This window comes from Saccharothrix longispora (genome assembly GCF_030852425.1).
Lineage (GTDB): Bacteria > Actinomycetota > Actinomycetes > Mycobacteriales > Pseudonocardiaceae > Actinosynnema > Actinosynnema longispora.
Window position 1 is genome coordinate 60,078 of sequence record NZ_NSDM01000019.1, and the last position, 17,181, is coordinate 77,258.

The following is a 17,181-nucleotide window of genomic DNA, read 5'->3' on the forward strand; positions in this document are numbered from 1 at the left end:
CTAACGCGGTGGTGTCGTCAGCACGGAGCCCGGCGTGGGGCTCCCGGTGCCACCGGTCGACCGGTGCGTTCGTCCGGTCGGCGGAGGAGACCTCCGGTCATTGGCGTGCGCGCGGTGTACCGGAGGGTTTCTCGATGTCTGTTCCCCTGTGGCTGTGGTTCGCCACGATCGCCGGCCTGGTCGTCCTGCTCGCCGTCGACCTCTTCATCGTCGATCGCAAACCGCACGAGGTCACGATCGGCGAGGCCGGCCGGTGGGTGATCTTCTACGTCGGCGTCGCGGTCGCCTTCGGCCTCGGCATCTGGTACTTCTCCGGCGGCACGTACGCGGGCGAGTTCTTCGCCGGGTACATCACCGAGTACTCGCTGAGCGTCGACAACCTCTTCATCTTCCTGATCATCATGACCACCTTCAAGGTGCCCGCGATCCACCAGCACAAGGTGCTGCTGATCGGCATCCTGATGGCGCTGGTCATGCGCGGCATCTTCATCGCCGTCGGCGCGGCGGTCATCGCCCAGTTCAGCTGGGTGTTCTACCTGTTCGGCGCGTTCCTCATCTACACCGGCTACAAGCTGGCGTTCGCCGGCCACGACGACGAGGAAGAGGAGTACAAGGAGAACGTCGCCACGCGGATCGTGCGCAAGGTCTACCCGGTCACCGACCGGTACCACGGCGGCGACTCGTTCGTGAAGATCGACGGCAGGCGCTTCGTCACGCCGATGTTCATCGTCATCGTGGCCATCGGCACCACGGACCTGCTGTTCGCGCTCGACTCGATCCCGGCGATCTTCGGCCTCACCAAGGAGCCGTTCCTGGTCTTCTCGGCCAACGCGTTCGCGCTCATGGGTCTGCGCCAGCTGTACTTCCTGCTCGGCGGCCTGCTCAACAAGCTGGTCTACCTGTCGATCGGCCTGTCGGTGATCCTCGGCTTCATCGGCGTGAAGCTGATCCTGGAGGCGCTGCACACCAACTCGCTGTCGTTCCTCAACGGCGGTGAGCCGCTGCACGTGCCGACCATCGGCATCGAGCTGTCGCTGTCGGTGATCGTGGGCGTCCTCGCCATCACCACCATCGCGAGCCTGATCAAGGTCAAGCGCCACCCCGAGGCGGCGCTGCACGCGGCCGCCGACAAGCCCGCCGACGTCCGCGTCGAGGACCGCTCCGAGTGACCGCCGGGTGACGGTCCGCGTGACGTTCTGTGAGCGTCAATAACTCGTAAGCCTTGCTAATAAACCGTCCGGTAACGTGCTGGGGCGTGCGCCCCGATGACTTGCAGCAGCTGACCCTCCCCGGCTCCGTGTCGGTACGGGGGGACCTCGTCCTGGTGAACGTCGCCACCCCGGACGTCGCCGCGAACACGTACCGGGGCGGGCTGCACCGCGTGCCCCTGGACGGTTCCGGGGCACGGCGCTGGACGTGGGCGGAACGCGACCTGGCCCCCCGGATCTCCCCGGACGGGCGCTGGGTCGCGTTCCTGCGCGTCGCGCGGCGGGGCACGCCGCCGCAGCTGCACGTCATGCCCGCCGACGGCGGCGACGCGCGTGCGCTGACCGACCTGCCGCTGGGCGCGGGCGCGCCGGTGTGGGCGCCCGACTCCCGCCGGCTCGCGTTCACCGCGCGGGTCCCCGAAGCCGGCCGCTACGGCACCGCGCTCGCCGACGGCGACGAGGCCCCGACCCCGGACGCCGAGGCGCCCCGCCACATCACCCGGCTCGACTACCGCATCGACGACGTCGGCTTCACCGCCGACCGGCACACCCGCCTGTTCACCGTCGACGCGCTCGACCCCGACGCCTCGCCGGTCGAGCTGACCGACGGCGCGTTCCCGGTGGCCGACCCGACCTGGAGCGCCGACGGCGACTCGGTCGTGTTCGTCGCCGACCGCGACCTCGGCCGCGCCGAGACCATGTACAGCGACCTGTACTCGGTGCCCGCCGCGGGCGGCGAGCCGACGCTGCTGGTCGCCTCCCGCGGCCAGGCCGCGTGCCCGGTGGCGCTGCCCGGCGGCGGCGTCCTGTTCTACGGCACCGAGTTCCCCGGCGGGCACAGCGTCGCCCGCAACCTCGGCCTGTGGCGCTTCGACGGCGAGGCGGGCGGCGAGGCCGTGCGGCTCACCGACACCGAGACCGTGGACTGCGAGAAGGCCGCCGGCCCCGCCGTGGTGACCGGCGACGGCGTGCTCGTGGCCGTGCGCAACCGGGGCGCCGTGGAACTGCGGCGCGTGCCGCTCGACGCCGTGGGCGCCGTGCTCGACGACCTCGAACCGCTCGCCGGCGAGCGCGCCGAGGTCAAGTCCTTCGCCGCGGACGGCGACGTCGTCGTGGCCGTCGTCTCCACCCCGGACAACACCGGCGAGGTCGTGCGGGTCGGCGGCGAGGTGCTCACCGCCCTCGGCTCGACCGTCCCGCTGCGGCCCGCCGTCGAGCTGACCGGCACCGCGCCCGACGGCTACCCGGTGCACGGCTGGCTCGTCCTGCCCGAGGGCGAGGGGCCGCACCCCGTCGTGCTCACCGTGCACGGCGGCCCGTTCATGTACCACGGCTGGGGCTTCTACGACGAGGCCCAGGTGTACGCGGCGGCCGGCTACGCGGTCGTGCTGCCCAACCCGCGCGGGTCCGCCGGGTACGGCCAGGCGCACGGCCAGGCCGTGGTCGGCGCGTTCGGCACGGTCGACGTCGACGACGTCCTCGCCGTGCTCGACGTCGCGCTGGAGCGGCCCGAGCTGGACGCCGACCGGGTCGGCGTGATGGGCGGCTCCTACGGCGGCTTCATGACCTCGTGGCTGGCCGCGCACCACGGCGAGCGGTTCCGGGCGGCGTGGAGCGAGCGCGCGGTCAACGCGTGGGACTCGTTCGCCGGGTCCTCCGACATCGGCTGGTTCTTCACCGACGCCTACTGCGGGCCGGGTCTGGAGAAGCAGCGCGCGATGAGCCCGCTGACCTACGCCGAGAAGATCTCCACGCCGTTCATGGTGGTGCACTCCGAGCACGACTGGCGCTGCCCGCTGGAGCAGGCCCAGCGCCTGTACGTGGCGCTGCGCCGCAACGGCGTCGAGGCCGAGATGCTGCTGTTCCCCGGTGAGGGCCACGAGCTGACCCGCTCGGGCAAGCCGCGCCACCGCGAGCAGCGGTTCGGGCACGTCCTCGCCTGGTGGGGTCGCCACCTGCGCTGAACCGGGCGAAATCCCGGGTCCCGGTATCCCGCGGGCGGCAGACTGGTGCCTCGTGGAGGAGGTCGAACCACATGGCGAACCCCTTGCCCCGACCCACCGGGACCTACCTGGAGACGCTGCCGGACGCCGCCCGGGGCGCGCTGCTCGACCTGGGCGCGTCCCGGCTCCACCGGCGCGGCGAGGCGCTGATGCGGGAGGGCGACCTCTCCGACCACGTCGTGCTGATCGAGCAGGGCCTGGTGAAGGCCACCGTCACCCTGGAGAACGGCCGGGTCGCGCTGCTCAACATCAAGGTGGGCGGCGACCTGATCGGCGAGATGGCGCTGATCACCGGCGAACCGCGCTCGGCGACCGTGACCGCGTGCGTCGACAGCCGGGTGCGGGTCGTGTCCGCCGCCACCTTCACCCGGTTCCTCACCGACCACCCGGCCGCGCACTTCGCCCTGGACCGGACCATCGTGCGCACCATGCGGTGGGGTGAGCAGCGGCGCACCGACTTCAACGGCTACCCCGCGTCCGCGCGGCTGGCCCGCGTCCTGGTGTACCTCGCCGACGCCTACGGCCGGAAGTCGGTCGGCGGCGTCGCGCTCGAGCTCGGCCTCACCCAGGGCGAGATCGGGTCTCTGGTCGGTGTGGAGGAGGACACCGCGCGGCGGGAGTTCCGGACGCTGCGCGACCGCGAGGCGATCAGCGTGGGGTACCGGTCGGTGACGATCGTCGACCGCGACAGGTTGCGCGAGATCGGCGAACTCACGTGAAACGGGAAACCCGGTGATAGCCCTACTTCCGTAGGCCCGTGCGGGGGATGCTCGCGGGGTGACGCTGGAAATGGTGACCCCGTTGCGCGGACTGGTCTACCGACTCGTGGTGGCCGTCGACGTGGAGGGGTACAGCAAGCTCGACGCCCTGGACCAGTCCCTGGTGCAGGCGCGGCTGAGCGACGTGCTGGACGCGGCCGCCCGCAACGCCGGGTTGGACCGCGACCTGTGGTACCGGCAGGTGCGGGGCGACGGCGAACTGGCCGTGCTGCCCGCCGACGCCGACGCCGCGTGGGTGGTCGCCCGCTTCACCGAGCAGCTGGCGCGCGCCCTGGCCGACCTGAGAGCCGCGGGGACCCCGCTGCGGATGCGCCTGGCGATGCACTGCGGTCCGCTCACGGCGGGCGCGTTCGGGCTGGTGGGCGACGCCCCGATCGTCGCCTGCCGGCTGCTGGACGCGAAGGTGGTGCGCGAGGAGCTGGCGACGTCCGACGACGACCTCGTGCTGGTGATCTCCGACCGCCTGTTCGCCGACGTGGTGCGCACCCGGTTCCACGACCTGGACCCCACCCGGTTCCGGCCGGCCAGGTTCCGGGTCAAGAGCACCCGGTACTCCGGTTACCTGTGCACCGTCGCCCCGGTGCGCGGTTGACCGAAAGCTAGCGGACGGCGAGCCGGTTGCGGCACGCTCTCCCGATGCAGTGGACCGTGCGGGCCGGACGGCCCGACGACGCGCCCGAGATCGCCAGGATCAACGTGGACGCCTGGCAGCACTCGTACCGGGGGATCGTGGACGACCCGGTGCTCGACCGGATGCTCCCGGAGAGCAGGCTCCCGGCGTGGGCGCGGGTGCTGCGGCTGCCCGAACCCAGCCGCGTGTTCGTCGCGGTCGAGGAGGGCACCGGGCGGATCGGGGCCTACTGCGCGGTGGACGCGGTGCGCGAGACCACCGACGCCCACCCCGACCTGCACACGGGTGAGCTGGTGGCGATCTACGCCGACCCCCGCTTCCGCGGCACGGGGGCGGGCCACGAGGTGCACGAGGCGGGTGTGCGCCACCTGCTCGACCAGGGTTTCCGGTACGCGGTCCTGTGGGTGTTCCAGGACAACTCGCGGAGCCGGGCGTTCTACGAGGCGCACGGGTGGCGCCACGACGGGCTGGTCCACCGCTACGAGCTGGGCGACCAGGAGCTGCCCGAGGTCAGGTACGGCCGGTTCCTGTCCGCGCCGCGCCGCCGCGCCCGCCAGGCCCGCAACCTGTGACCGGCGGGGCGTGACCGCCCGTCAGCCGAGCAGCGTGTAGTTCAGCTCGTCGCACACCCGGCCCAGCGGCAGGTCCAGCCCGGGGTGCTCCAGCGGCAGCAGCACGTCGGGCGAGACGGGCAGGCCGGTCGCCCCGGGCGGGTCCCACAGGCACACCGCCGGGGCGCCCGAGTCCATGGACGACCGGTACCACAGCCCGTCCAGCTCGGGGTAGGCCGCGCGGATCGCCCGCGCCCACTGCCGGGTCATGTGCTTGGGCCCGGAGCTGATCTCCTGCGAGGCGCCCACCCGGGTGGGCCACAGCCCGACCAGGTCGAGCAGCCGCAGCGTCCGCCGCGGTCGCATCACCACCAGGAACGGGCTGCGGGTGCGCCGGTCCACCACCGACGTCGCCTGGAACACCTCGGCCACCGACGTGCGCACGGTCAGCCCGAAGTACAGCACTCCCTGGTCCTGGGCGTGCGCGGGCGCCCCGTCCGCGGACGGGGGGTGGGTGTCGAAGCGGGCGTGCGCCAGCGGCCCGGTGTAGCGGAAGCTGTTCCAGCGCTGCGGGTGCAGGCCCTTGGCGGCGAAGATGCGCACCAGGCGGGTCGCCCGGTGAACGGCCACGACGTCCTCGGTGCGGCGGAGGCTCGCCTGGAGCACTGCGGGAGCTGGCGGCTGGGGAAGCCGTGACATGCGCGTCCAGGGTCTCGGGGGAGGGGGATCGCGGGACGCGTGGTCCCGCCGGGGCGCCGCTCAGGCGGGGGTGCCGAGCTGCGCGGCGAGCGCGGTCACGCGGCGGGGGTCACCGCCGGCCAACAACCACTCGCGGGGCGAGGTCGGCTCGCCGTCGACCGACAGGTCCTCCTGCTCGGTCGTCATGAACCCGGCCACCACCAGGGCGGGCTGGTCGGCGGGCACGGCGGCCAGCACGGCCTCCAGGCCCGGGAGCACGCCGTCGCCGGCGAACTGCCACGCGGGCAGCCGCCAGCTGCCCCGGTCCTTCCAGCCGACGAGGCGGCCCATGCCGAGCCGGTGCCGGATGCGGCTCGTGTCCACGCCCAGTTGGCGGGCCGCGTCGGCCACGGTCAGCGCCGAGTCGCGCAGCACCGCGTGCGCCACCACCGTCCGCGCGCGCCCCTGGTCGTCGGAGGGGCGGTGCGGGCCGAGGTCGAGGCCCACCTCCACCAGCGCGTCGCGCTGGTCCGGGGAGAAGTAGCCACCCGGGTCCGGGTGCGGAGGGGCGAGCCTCTTGGCGGCGTCGGCGACGAGGGACAGGAACTCGTCGGGGGTGACCTGGAGACCTGCCCTGGCCAACACCGCCTCAAGCGCTGGACTCATGCGCACAGGGTATCCCGTGCGTGCGCCTTTGTGCGGCCATGTAGCTCGAATGTCCGAAACCGGGAACTGTGCGCGCACAATGCACAACACTACGTAAACAACCGAGGTGGGGCATGGTGACCTGGGACTCACCCGGCCGCTGGATACGATGCCGCCGGACGAGAGGTCGGGGGTGGTCCGGTGGTGGTACCGGTGCGCGTGGACAAGCGGGTGGCCGGGGTGGCGGCCCTGTGGGCGGGGGCGGTCGTGACCGCGCTCGTCGTCGTCCTCCACCGCTCCGGGGGTGACATCGGCCTGCTCGACCTGCGCGTCTACCGCACGGGCGGCGAGGCGTGGCTGGAGGACGTGCGGCTGTACTCCGACGGGTTCCCGAAGCCCCTGGACGGCCCGCCGTTCCCGTTCACCTACCCGCCGCTGGCGGCGTTCCTGTTCAGCCCGCTCGCCCTGGTGCCGTGGTCGGCCGCCGTGCTGATCTGGACCGGCGTCGGCCTCGCGCTGCTCACCGGCGTCTGCCTGGTCACCGCCGAGCACGCCTACGGGCGCACGCAGCGCGCCCTGCTCGTCGGCCTCGGCGTGGCCCTCGGGTCGCTGCTGCTCGAACCCGTCACCGCGACGCTCGACTTCGGGCAGATCAACCTCGTGCTGCTCGGCCTCGCCGCGCTGGACTGCCTGCTGCCCAAGACCCCCTGGCCGAGGGGGCTGCTCATCGGCCTGGCCGCCGCCGTCAAGCTCACGCCGATGGTGTTCGTGCTGTTCTTCCTGCCGCGCCGGCAGATCAAGCCCGTCGTCACGGCGGTCGCCTCGTTCGTCGGGTTCGGCCTCGTCGGGTTCGCCGTCGCGCCGACCGACAGCGAGCAGTACTGGTTCGGCGCGCTGCTCGACCCCGGCCGCGTCGGCGGCCTCGACTACGTGGCCAACCAGTCGCTGCGCGGCCTGGTCAACCGGTGGGGGCTCACCGGCACCGCCGAGACCGCCGTGTGGGGGCTGCTGTGCCTGGCCGCCGTCGCGCTGGTGTGGGTCGCCGCGGCGCGGTCCGGGCAGGACCGGGTCGGCGCGTTCCTCGCGGTCGCCGTGGGCGGCCTGCTCGTCTCGCCCGTGTCGTGGACGCACCACTGGGTGTGGGTCGTGCCCGGCATCGTCTACCTGCTGCACCGGTCCTGGCCGTGGGCCGCCGCCGTCGCGCTCCTCTTCTGGCTCGCACCCCAGTGGTACATGCCGTACGAGGACAAGCTGGAGCAGACCTGGACCTGGTGGCAGCAGGTCGTCGGCAACGCCTACGTCTGGGCGGGCCTGGCCGCGCTCGTCGTGCTGGCGCTGCGACCCCGCCCCGCGGCGGTCACGACCCCGTGATCAGCGCGACCGCGCGTTCCCGGGTCGCCTCGTCCACCTCGCCCAGCCGGAAGCCGCGCGCCACGATGTGCGCCACCAGCTCCGGCTCCGGCGGGAGGCCGTGCTTGCGCAGGTAGTGCGGCACCGCGCCGGCCCACACCCAGGTGCCGTCGGTGCGGAAGTTCAGCGGCACGTCCACCTCGGCCGGCACGAACTCGTCCACGTCGAGGTTCCGCGCGGCCAGCACCACCGGCGCGGCCTCCAGGTAGGTCAGCAGGGCCTCGCCCAGCTGCCGGTCGATCGCCTGCCGGTTCACCACCGGGCGGCCCGCCCCGTCCCGCCCGTCGTACACGTGCGCGGTGCGCAGCTCCTGCCGCCGGGGCGGCAGGCCCACCCGCTGCCGCAGCCAGTCCGGGATGCGGTCGTCGTGCCGGGGGAACGCGCGCAGCTCGTCCCGGAAGCCGATGACCGGCGGCGGGTTGCGCCAGCGCGGCTCGTCCTCGGCGTTGAAGTCCACGGCGAACGCGGCGGGCGCCTCGATCTCGTACACCGCGCTCAGCCACGTGCCCCGGTCCGGCTGGTGCATGCCCGCCCGCAGCTGCCCGAACAGCTGGACCACGTCCAGCGGGGGCCGCACCGGCCGCCACTGCCCGTCCGGTCCGGCGAACGCCAGGTCGACCTCGACGTGCCTGCCCGCCGCCCGGTACTCGGCGCGGATGCGCTGCCACCCCGGGGGCAGCGCCGGCAGCATGGCACGGCCGATCTGCTTGACGAGCCTGCTCTGCTCCTCCTCGGACAGCGGTGTGGCTGGCTGGCTCATGCGACGAACACCCTTTCGGCTCCCCCCGACACGGTGCGCTGATCTTAACGGCCACGACACACCGCCGGGGTCCGGTCGGGTCAGCCCAGCCGCTCGTCCCGGACCAGTTCGCCCCGCTCGTTCCACTCCTTGACGTGCAGCGGCCAGCCGTTGGCGGAGAACGTGCGGTGCGCGGCGAGCGTGCCGTCGGGGTGCCACTCGTACCACTCGCCGACGGCCCTGCCCATGTGGTTCTCGCCCCGGGACTTCACCCTGCCGTCGGGGTAGTACTCCTCCTGGAGCCCGTTCGGGATGCCGTCGTAGTAGGTGGTGAGCTCCAGCAGTTCGCCGTTCTCGCCCCGGTACTCCGACTCGCCCGTGAACGGCCCGTCGTCGTACATGACCCGCTGGGTGTCGTCCACGTAGGTATCGGACTCGTCGATGCGCATCGTCATTCCGCCACTGGAGGTATCAGGTCGCCCTTCGCGCGGTAGTCGAACGGCGCGTACCGGAGCCTACCGCTGTAGCTCCCGACGTCCCGCAGGATGACGCTGCAGTTGCCGCACGCCGGACCGGGGTCGCCGATGTCGCCGGTCTTCACCTTCACGCCGTCGGCGTCCCTGCGCATCTGCTCCTGGAGGTTGCGCGGGTCGAAGCGCATGTCCCGCAACGCCTCGCGGGGCAGTGCCGGCGGCGGCGACTCCGGTCCGTGCTCGGCCGACCAGTCCTGCTCGTGCTGCCGCTGACGGGCCCACAGCAGTTCGTTGACCGCCTTCACCTCGGCGTGCCGCAGTGGCTGGTCCGGGTGCACCTGACCCGGGAGGACCCAGTCCTGCAACAGGTCGTCGCCGTTCTCGTCCTTGAGGTGCCCCGGGCCGTCCGGGTTCTTGACCGGCGCCTGCTTCACCCGGTCGGGGGCCTCCATGATCGGGTGCTCCCACACGTCCATGTCGCGGTGGTTCTCCCGGAGCAGCGGGTGGAGGTTCTTCGGCGGGATGAGGTCGCCGGTCCTGCCGTTGACGCCCTCGGTGACCAACCCGGTCCGCAGGTCGACCGCGACCGCCACGTAGGGGCCGTTCGCCCGTCCCTGGCGCCCGCCGTGGTTTGCGGCCCGCGCCTCGGCCAGCTCGCCGATGTACTGCTTGACGGGTTTCCCGTCGACCGTCTCGATCCGCCCGTCCTTCACCGTCACCCGGTCGGTGTCGGAGATGTCGATCCGCTCCAGCACCGCACCGCGGGTCCGGTCGGGCAGCGGACCCGACACCGGCGCGTCCGGTGTCGGGGACGGGGCGTCGGCCGGCGGGAACTCCGTGGGTTCGCGCGGCGTCGTGGCCGTCGGCGGCTTGTGCTCCTCGTCCGGGGGCGCGGCGCGGTCGCGGGCGTCGCCGGCGTCGGTGTGGTCGACCTCGTCGGCGCCGTGGGTGCCGGGCGCGTAGCCGTCGCCGCCCGCCGGGGTCCGCGTGCCGTCGGGGTGGTGGGTCTGCCACTCGCCGTTGGGCGGGATGCGGGGGTGGCGGTTGCCGTCGGGGCCGATGTCGGCGTCGCTGGTGTAGACGCGTCCGTCGGCGTCGGTCCAGGCGGGCTTGGTGGGGGCGAGGACGTCGGCGCCGGTGTGGCGGGAGAGGCGGTCGGCGAAGTCGTTGGTACCGGCGTCGCAGCCGATGAGGCGGACGGGGGTGCGGCCGTCCCAGCCGTTGCGGCGCAGGAGGTCGCCGTACTGCTCGGGGGTGTAGGTGTGGTTGCCGATGCGGGCGCGTCCGTCGGGGGTGATGTGGACGTCGGCGGTGAAGCGGTGGGGGTCGGGCGGGACGCGGTGGGGCAGGTCGCCCATGTCGGAGTCGCCCCGGTGGTGGCTGATGCCGGCCGGGGTGGTCTCGCCGTGGCGGGCGTGGGCCTCGTCGATGCTCGGCTGATCGCTGCCGGGGCGGTCGCTGTCGGCCCTGTCGCCGTCGACCCTGTCGCCGTCGACCCGGTTGTCGTCCGGGCGGTTGCTGTCGGGCCGGTTGCTGTCGGGCCGTTCCGTGTCGGGGCGGTCGTTGTCCGCTCGACCACCGGGTCGGCTGGGGTCGGCGCCGTCGTGGTGGCGGCCGGTGCCGGGCGTGGGGTCGGGATCGCGGCGCGGCGGGGTCCACGGCTCCGCGGCGCGCGGGCGGGCGCCGTCGGGGGCGTGAGGCGCGTCGGGCCGCACGGGCGGGCCGTGGTGGCCGACTGCCGGAGGGGTCGGTCCAGCGCCGCCACCGGGCCGGCCGTGCGGCGGAGTGCCGGGACCGGTGTGGGTCGGCCCCGTTCCTCCCGGCCGGCCGTGTCCCGGGCCGTTGTTGCCCGGTGCGCTGTGGCCGGGGCCGAAGTCGCCCGGACCGGTGCTGCCGGGACCGTTGGGGCCGGGGCTGTGGTGACCGGGGCCGTTGTGGCTGGGGGCCACGTGACTCGGGCCGGTGTGACTCGGGCCGGTGTGACCGGGACCCGCGTGGCTGGGGCCGAACGACGAAGGTCGAGGGGCTTCGGGGCCGCGTGCCGCGGGGACACCCGAGCCCGTGTCACCTCGACTGCCGGGGGTTCCGGTCCAGCCGCCACCGCTGCCGGGGCGCGGGCCACCGCCCGGCGCGCCACCACCAGCAGGGGGGCCACCGGGGTTGCCCCCACCGGGAGCACCGCCCGGTGCCCCGCCGGGCATGCCGCTGCCGGGCATGCCGCCGCCCATGCCGCCGGGCGGGTTGGGGTGGTTGCCGGGGGTGGGGGGCTGGTTGTGGCGCGGGGGCGCCTCGGGCGTCGCGGCGGTCGAGGTCGAGGTGTGGTCGTAGCGCGAAGGCGCGGGGGCGCCCGGTGCTCCGCCGGTCGGGGAGCCGCCGCCCGGTGCGCCGCCGTTGTGGTACCCGCCCGGGGTGTTGCCCGCGGGGGTGTTGCCCGCGGGGGTGTAGGTGCCCGGTGCGGGCCGGCCGCCCGGACCGCCCCGGTGCTCGCCGAGGGGCGTGGTGCCGCCACGCGGGTTGCCGGGGCCGGGAGTGCCCGGCACGGGGGCGCCGCCGCGCGGCAGGTCGTTGTCCGGGCCGTCCGGGGCGCGCCCCGGGCGTGGTGCGGACGGGGGCCCGTCGGGGTCGCGGCCCGGCCTGGGCGCGTCGGTGGCGGTGGAGGTGCCGGAGGTCGTGGTGGTGTCGCCGGGACGGCCGGTCGGGGTGCCGGGGTCGGAGGTCCCGCCGTCACGACCCGTGCCGCGGTCACCGCCGCCCGGGGTGCCGCTCGGTGCGCCGCCCGGTGTGCTGCCGGGTGTGCCGCCCGGCGTGTCGACGTCCGCGCGGCCGGTCTGCAGGAACCCGCCCCGCTTGATGTTCTTCGGGTCCAGCACGTCCAGGCCGGTCGCCTTGCCTGCGAGCTTGCCGACCACCTTCATGATCTTCTCGAAGATCTCGACCAGGCGCTTCAGCAGCGGTGAGACCCTCTTGATCGCGTCCAGCAGGTCCTGGACGATCTTCGCGATCTTCGCGGCCCACCGCGAGATCGCGGTCACCGCCTGCGCCACGATCACCGGCGTCCCGAACCCCAGCGTGAACGCCGCCTCCAGCACCCAGGCGATCAGCTTCCCCACCAGGTCGGCGATCAGGTCGCGCACCACTTCGCGCACGAACGCCACGACCATGCCCATCATGCCCACGACCGTGCCCACGGTTCCCGCGGCCGACGCCGCGCCGGACAGCGCGTCACCGTGGGCCTTCGAGTTCTCCGCGTACGCCTCCGCCGCCGAGCCCGTCCACCCGGCCAGGCCCGTGGACACCGCCGACGCGTAGTCCTCGGCGATCGTCCCGAGCTCGGTGGCGACGTTGGTCCAGGTCGTGGAGTACGACTCGATCACCGGAGGGTTCCCGGCCAGCCAGTCCAGCATGTCCTTGAGCGGCTGGACGTGCTCCATCAGGAACGACGCCGCCGAGGACATCAACGTCCCGAACGGGTCGATCGCCATGGCGGCGGCGTCCGCGGCCAACCCGACCATGCCCAGGCCGGCCCCGACCCAGTCACCGTCCTTGACGCCGTTGAACGTGTCCATCGCCGACTCGGCGATGGAGATCCCGGTCGCCCAGTCGTTGTCACCGGTGCCCGCGTTGACGAAGCCCCCCGGCTCCGCCGGCGCCTGCGCCACCAACGGGTTCTCGCCGGCCATCAGCCCGCCGACCCGAAGCCGTCGCGGATGGCGTCCTCCATCTCGCGGTACTGGGCCACCGTGTTCCGCACGGACTCGCCGGCGGCCTCCATGGCCTCGACCGCGCCCTGGAGCGCGTCCAGGCCCCACTGCTCGACGGGGTCCAGCATCATCCGGAACGGCTGGCAGATGACGCCGTAGGCGTCCGTCGGCATGCTCACCGTCCTGGCGGCGTCCACCGCGCCCTGGAGGCGCGAGCCCAGGTCGGTCAACTGCTTGCCGTGCGCGTCGAGGTTGTCCGCGACGATCTCGAAACCGGCCATTGCCTACCCCCTTGAACCGTGGTCACGACAGGAAGGACCGCCCGCCGAAGTCGTCGTCCTCGTCGTCCGGGCGCGCGTGCCGCCTTGGCGGTGGCGGCTGGGTGGGACGGGGCGGGCCGGGCGGCTGCCGGGGCGTGTCGTCCTCGATGCCGAACCGCATCTCGCGGTTGACCGGGGGCGGCGGCGGGACGTCCTCGTGCGGCGGGGCCGGGAAGGTGCGCTTGGCCTCGTCGAACAGGGCGTTGGCGGTCTGGTCCCCGGTGCCGATGGTCTCGGCCATCGCCTGCCGGAGCAGTTCCGGGATGCGGGACTGGGCGCGTTGCAGGGTGCGCATGACCTCGGCAGACACCTCCGCCATCCGCTTGTCCCGCGCGGACTCGGCGATCTCCAGGTGGGTCAGGATGCCGTTGGAGCCGATGGTGAGGCGGACCGAGCCGTCGCGCGAGGTCTCCGAGATGGACAGGCCCTGCACGCGGGCCGCCATCTCCTGGTAGCGCTCCGCCTTCCGCTCGATGTCCTGCTGCCACTGGCCGAGCATCCGCTCGGACGCCCCGACGTCCTCGGGCACGACGCCTTCCCCCTCGACGAACGGTCTTCTCGCGATCCCCGTCAGGATGACGCACACGGGAACGGCCCGGTTCCGCGACGGGGTCGAATGCTCCGGACGGAGCAGCCGCGGGACCGGGCCGGGCGCCTCGGCTAGTTCACGCCGAGCAGGTCCACCACGAAGATCAGCGTCTCGCCGGGCTTGATCACGCCGCCCGCGCCGCGGTTGCCGTAGCCCAGGTGGGCGGGGATGACCAGCTTGCGCCGGCCGCCGACCTTCATGCCGGCCACGCCCTGGTCCCAGCCGGCGATGACGCGGCCACCGCCCAGCGGGAACGAGAACGCCTCGCCGCGGTCCCAGGAGGCGTCGAACTGCTCACCGGTCGAGTGCGCCACACCGACGTAGTGGACGTGCACGAGCTGGCCGGGGGCCGCCTCGGGACCGTCGCCGACGGTGATGTCCTCGATCACCAGGTCGGCGGGCGCGGCGCCCTCGTAGGGCTCCACCACGGGCTTGCTCGGGGCCATGTCACTCTCCTGTGCTCGCTGTCAGCCCCTGTCGGGGCGGTCGGCGACTACTCAACCACGCCCGCCCGCGTGCGGCCGATCGGCCCAGCACGACCGCCGTCGGCGCGCTTCCCGCGGTGGCGCGCAACCGCTTCGCGCCCTCGTCCCGTCCTGGGGGCATGAGGCGATGGTCCTGGGCAACGCGGGCGGCGCTCGTGGGCGGCACGGCGCTGGTGGTGGGGGTGAGCGCGGCCTCGGCCGTGCCCGCGCCGGAGGTGGACTGGCGGATCGTGCCGCCGATCGAGGCGGTGCCGGTCGACCTGGTCGCGTACGACTCGTGCGAGAACGCGCTGCACGGGTTGCGCGCCGCGGTCGCGCCGCACGTGGGCGTGTACGGCCTGGGGGGCGGTGGCTACGCGGTCCCCGCCGCGGGCGACACGGGCGTGGCGCTCGACTCGCGGGCCGGCGGCACGCCACCGGTCGCGCCGCAGCGGTCCGCGGGCGAGAAGTCCGCGCCCGGCCAGTCCGCGCCCGACCCCTCGGCGCCCGACCCCTCGGCGCCGGAGCACTCGGGCACCAACACCCACGAGCGGGGCGTCGACGAGCCGGACCTGGTCAAGACCGACGGCAAGCGGGTCGTCACGGTGGTCGACGGCAGGCTCCGCGTCCTCGACGTCGCCTCGACCGCGGTCACCGGCACGCTGGACCTGGCCGACGCGCCCGCGTCCCAGCTGCTGCTGCACGGGGACCGCGCGCTGCTCGTCGGCGGGGCGCACTCCCCGGCGGAGGGGACCCCGGACGGCGGCGCCTCGATCACCCTGGTCGACCTGTCGGGCGAGCCGGAGGTGCTGGGCACGCTGCGCGTCGACGGCCGGTACGTCGACGCGCGGCAGGTCGGCGACGTGGTGCGGGTGGTCGTCCACTCGGGACCGCGACTGCCGTGGGTCCACCCGGTGGACGGCCGCGGCGAGGCCGAGTCGCTGATCGGGAACCGGGAGATCGCCGCCACCGCGCCGATCGACGCGTGGCTGCCGCGCTACGAGCTGAGCGACGCGGGGGGCCGGACCTCGCAGGGACGGCTGGTCGCGTGCGACCGGGTCAGCGCGCCCGTCGGCAGCTCGGCCGCCTCCATGCTCTCCGTGCTCACCTTCGACTTCCCCGGCGACCTGGGCACCGGTGACGCGGTGACGATCGTGGCCGACGGCGACACCGTCTACGGCACGGGCACGTCCCTCTACGTCGCCGACGACCACCACCTGCGCCCGCAGGCCCGCGGCGCGCCCACCGGACCGCCGACGACCGCGATCCACCAGTTCGACGTGTCCCGGCCCGGCCCGCCGGAGCACGTGGCGTCCGGCCGGGTCGCGGGCGCGCTGCTCAACCAGTACGCGCTGTCCGAGCACGCCGGCCACCTGCGGGTGGCGACGACGTACGGCGACGCGGCGGTCGTCACGAGGCGGGCCGCTCCCGCGACGCAGAGCGCGGTGATCGTGCTCAGGCGCGAGGGCGCGGAGCTGAAGGAGGTCGGCAAGGTCGAGGGCCTCGGCGTCGGCGAGCGGATCCACAGCGTCCGGTTCGTCGGCCCGGTCGGGTACGTGGTGACGTTCCGGCAGGTCGACCCGCTCTACACGCTGGACCTGTCCGACCCGACCGGGCCGCGCGCGGTGGGCGAGCTGAAGATCACCGGGTACTCGGCCTACCTGCACCCGGTCGGCGACGGCACGCTCATCGGCGTCGGCCAGGAGGCCACCACGCGGGGCCGCACCACGGGCACGCAGGTGTCGCTGTTCGACGTGTCGGACCCGGTCGCGCCGACCAGGGTCGCCGCGCACCACCTGCCCGGCGCGAACTCCGAGGTCGAGTACGACCCGCACGCGTTCCTGCACTGGCCGGACCGGGACCTGGTGGTGCTGCCGGTGGTGACCGCGCCGGTGGAGCCGGAGGTCGGGGCGCCGCCGAACGGGACGGCGGGGAAGCCGGTCGCGCCGCCGGTCGGCGGGGTGCTCGTGCTGCGGCTCGCCGACCGGGCGTTCTCCGCGCTCGGCGAGATCCGGCACGAGGCCGTGCCCTACGACGCGGGCATCCGCCGCGCCCTGGTGATCGGCGACGACCTGTGGACGCTGTCCGCCACCGGCGTGCGGGTCACCCGGATCGACGGGCTGGTCGAGCGGGCGTGGGTGCCGTTCACCTGATCCGGTCGTGCAGCAGGCGGTGCGCGAGGACCGTGCCGCCCGCCATCGCGGCGGGCAGCACGACCAGCGCCGCCAGCGGGACGAGGCACAGAAGGTAGACGGGCACGGCGAAGCCGAGCGTGACCGCGCGCCTGCGGCGCAGCACCTGCCTGCGCACCGTCAGGTTCAGGCCGCGCCGGGTGAAGGGGATCGCGGTGAGCTCGATGCCGAGCAGGGTGGCGTTGACGCACACCGCGACCACCGGCACCACGGTCTGGCCGACCACCGGGATGAACCCGGCGGCGAACAGCGGGATGGCGCACAGGATCGCGATGCCGACCAGCAGCACGGCGTCGCGCGCGCCGACCGCCGCGGACCTGAGCCAGCTCGCCCGCTCGGCCTCGGGCACGCCGCCGAGGTGCTCGTCCTCGATCGTCTCGGCGATGTGCTCGTAGAACGGGCCGCCGACGATCAGCGTGATCGCGGTGAACAGCAGCAGGCCGACCGCGACGAACGCGCCGATGACGCCGAACCCGGCGGCGAACCGGACGACCGAGCGGGTGGTCGCGCTCCAGTCGTCGGCGAACGGCGTGATCCACGCGGCGATGTCGTCGACGTAGACGGCGAGCCCGACCAGGCCGCCGATCAGCAGCACGGTGGTGAGGAGCGCCGGCACCGCGCCGATCAGCAGCAGCTTCGGCGAGCGGAACACCAACCCGAACCCCTGGCCGAGCAGTCGAACACCGGTCGAGAAGTCCCGCAGCACCCTGATCACGGCGGGGAGCATAACCGCGCGCCCGGAACGGCCGGTGCCCGTTGTCCGGAATGCCCGGACCGGCGGGTCCGCCCGCTGGTCGA

At 73.9% G+C, this 17,181-nt stretch carries 16 protein-coding genes; 7 read left to right on the forward strand and 9 right to left on the reverse strand.

The window, feature by feature from the left end; genetic code table 11:
• Window positions 1-134: 134 nt before the first annotated feature.
• From CKY47_RS32365 to CKY47_RS32385, 5 genes are all read left to right on the forward strand, one after another.
• Window positions 135-1,169, forward strand: coding sequence for a TerC family protein (locus CKY47_RS32365; RefSeq protein WP_306750145.1), 1,035 nt, complete (start codon window positions 135-137; stop codon window positions 1,167-1,169).
• An 86-nt stretch (window positions 1,170-1,255) separates the two neighbouring features.
• Window positions 1,256-3,172: a S9 family peptidase gene (locus CKY47_RS32370; protein ID WP_306750146.1), complete on the forward strand. Its 1,917-nt coding sequence runs from the start codon at window positions 1,256-1,258 to the stop codon at window positions 3,170-3,172.
• 71 nt (window positions 3,173-3,243) lie between these two features.
• A complete protein-coding gene (locus CKY47_RS32375; protein ID WP_306750147.1) occupies window positions 3,244-3,930 on the forward strand; it encodes a Crp/Fnr family transcriptional regulator in 687 nt (228 codons plus the stop codon).
• A 58-nt stretch (window positions 3,931-3,988) separates the two neighbouring features.
• Window positions 3,989-4,582: a hypothetical protein gene (locus CKY47_RS32380; RefSeq protein WP_306750148.1), complete on the forward strand. Its 594-nt coding sequence runs from the start codon at window positions 3,989-3,991 to the stop codon at window positions 4,580-4,582.
• Between the two features lie 44 nt (window positions 4,583-4,626).
• Complete coding sequence (locus tag CKY47_RS32385) at window positions 4,627-5,193, forward strand: GNAT family N-acetyltransferase (RefSeq protein WP_306750149.1); 567 nt, start codon at window positions 4,627-4,629, stop codon at window positions 5,191-5,193.
• A 21-nt stretch (window positions 5,194-5,214) separates the two neighbouring features.
• Here the strand turns inward: CKY47_RS32385 and CKY47_RS32390 are convergent, their stop codons facing one another.
• Window positions 5,215-5,871 (reverse strand): RES family NAD+ phosphorylase, encoded by a 657-nt coding sequence (locus CKY47_RS32390; protein WP_306750150.1) that lies wholly within the window; start codon window positions 5,869-5,871, stop codon window positions 5,215-5,217.
• A 60-nt stretch (window positions 5,872-5,931) separates the two neighbouring features.
• Window positions 5,932-6,516 carry a DNA-binding protein gene (locus tag CKY47_RS32395; protein WP_306750151.1) on the reverse strand — a complete coding sequence of 195 codons (585 nt, stop codon included), beginning with the start codon at window positions 6,514-6,516 and terminating at the stop codon, window positions 5,932-5,934.
• A gap of 180 nt (window positions 6,517-6,696) precedes the next feature.
• On the opposite strand from CKY47_RS32395, the gene CKY47_RS32400 reads away from it, so the two are divergent.
• Complete coding sequence (locus CKY47_RS32400) at window positions 6,697-7,866, forward strand: glycosyltransferase 87 family protein (RefSeq protein WP_306750152.1); 1,170 nt, start codon at window positions 6,697-6,699, stop codon at window positions 7,864-7,866.
• Here the strand turns inward: CKY47_RS32400 and CKY47_RS32405 are convergent.
• The 6 genes from CKY47_RS32405 to CKY47_RS32430 form a co-directional block, all read right to left on the reverse strand.
• Window positions 7,853-8,665, reverse strand: coding sequence for a hypothetical protein (locus CKY47_RS32405; RefSeq protein ID WP_306750153.1), 813 nt, complete (start codon window positions 8,663-8,665; stop codon window positions 7,853-7,855). The two genes, CKY47_RS32400 and CKY47_RS32405, sit on opposite strands and share 14 nt — an antisense overlap.
• An 80-nt stretch (window positions 8,666-8,745) precedes the next feature.
• Window positions 8,746-9,099 (reverse strand): toxin-antitoxin system YwqK family antitoxin, encoded by a 354-nt coding sequence (locus CKY47_RS32410; RefSeq protein WP_306750154.1) that lies wholly within the window; start codon window positions 9,097-9,099, stop codon window positions 8,746-8,748.
• The gene (locus tag CKY47_RS32415) at window positions 9,096-12,797 is read right to left on the reverse strand and encodes a DUF8616 domain-containing protein (protein WP_306750155.1); all 3,702 of its coding nucleotides are present in this window, start codon (window positions 12,795-12,797) and stop codon (window positions 9,096-9,098) included. Before CKY47_RS32415 ends, CKY47_RS32410 begins: the two co-directional genes overlap by 4 nt.
• Window positions 12,797-13,099, reverse strand: a complete 303-nt coding sequence (locus tag CKY47_RS32420) for a type VII secretion target (protein ID WP_306750156.1) — start codon at window positions 13,097-13,099, stop codon at window positions 12,797-12,799. Before CKY47_RS32420 ends, CKY47_RS32415 begins: the two co-directional genes overlap by 1 nt.
• A 22-nt stretch (window positions 13,100-13,121) precedes the next feature.
• Window positions 13,122-13,667, reverse strand: a complete 546-nt coding sequence (locus CKY47_RS32425; protein WP_306750157.1) for a YbaB/EbfC family nucleoid-associated protein — start codon at window positions 13,665-13,667, stop codon at window positions 13,122-13,124.
• A 131-nt stretch (window positions 13,668-13,798) separates the two neighbouring features.
• Window positions 13,799-14,173, reverse strand: coding sequence for an FKBP-type peptidyl-prolyl cis-trans isomerase (locus tag CKY47_RS32430; protein ID WP_306750158.1), 375 nt, complete (start codon window positions 14,171-14,173; stop codon window positions 13,799-13,801).
• 158 nt (window positions 14,174-14,331) lie between these two features.
• Between CKY47_RS32430 and CKY47_RS32435 the strand changes: the two genes are divergently transcribed.
• Window positions 14,332-16,344 carry a beta-propeller domain-containing protein gene (locus CKY47_RS32435; RefSeq protein WP_306750159.1) on the forward strand — a complete coding sequence of 671 codons (2,013 nt, stop codon included), beginning with the start codon at window positions 14,332-14,334 and terminating at the stop codon, window positions 16,342-16,344.
• Here CKY47_RS32435 and CKY47_RS32440 read toward each other — a convergent pair.
• Window positions 16,337-17,089, reverse strand: coding sequence for an EI24 domain-containing protein (locus tag CKY47_RS32440; RefSeq protein ID WP_371320777.1), 753 nt, complete (start codon window positions 17,087-17,089; stop codon window positions 16,337-16,339). The genes CKY47_RS32435 and CKY47_RS32440 overlap by 8 nt on opposite strands.
• Between the last annotated feature and the right edge of the window lie 92 nt (window positions 17,090-17,181).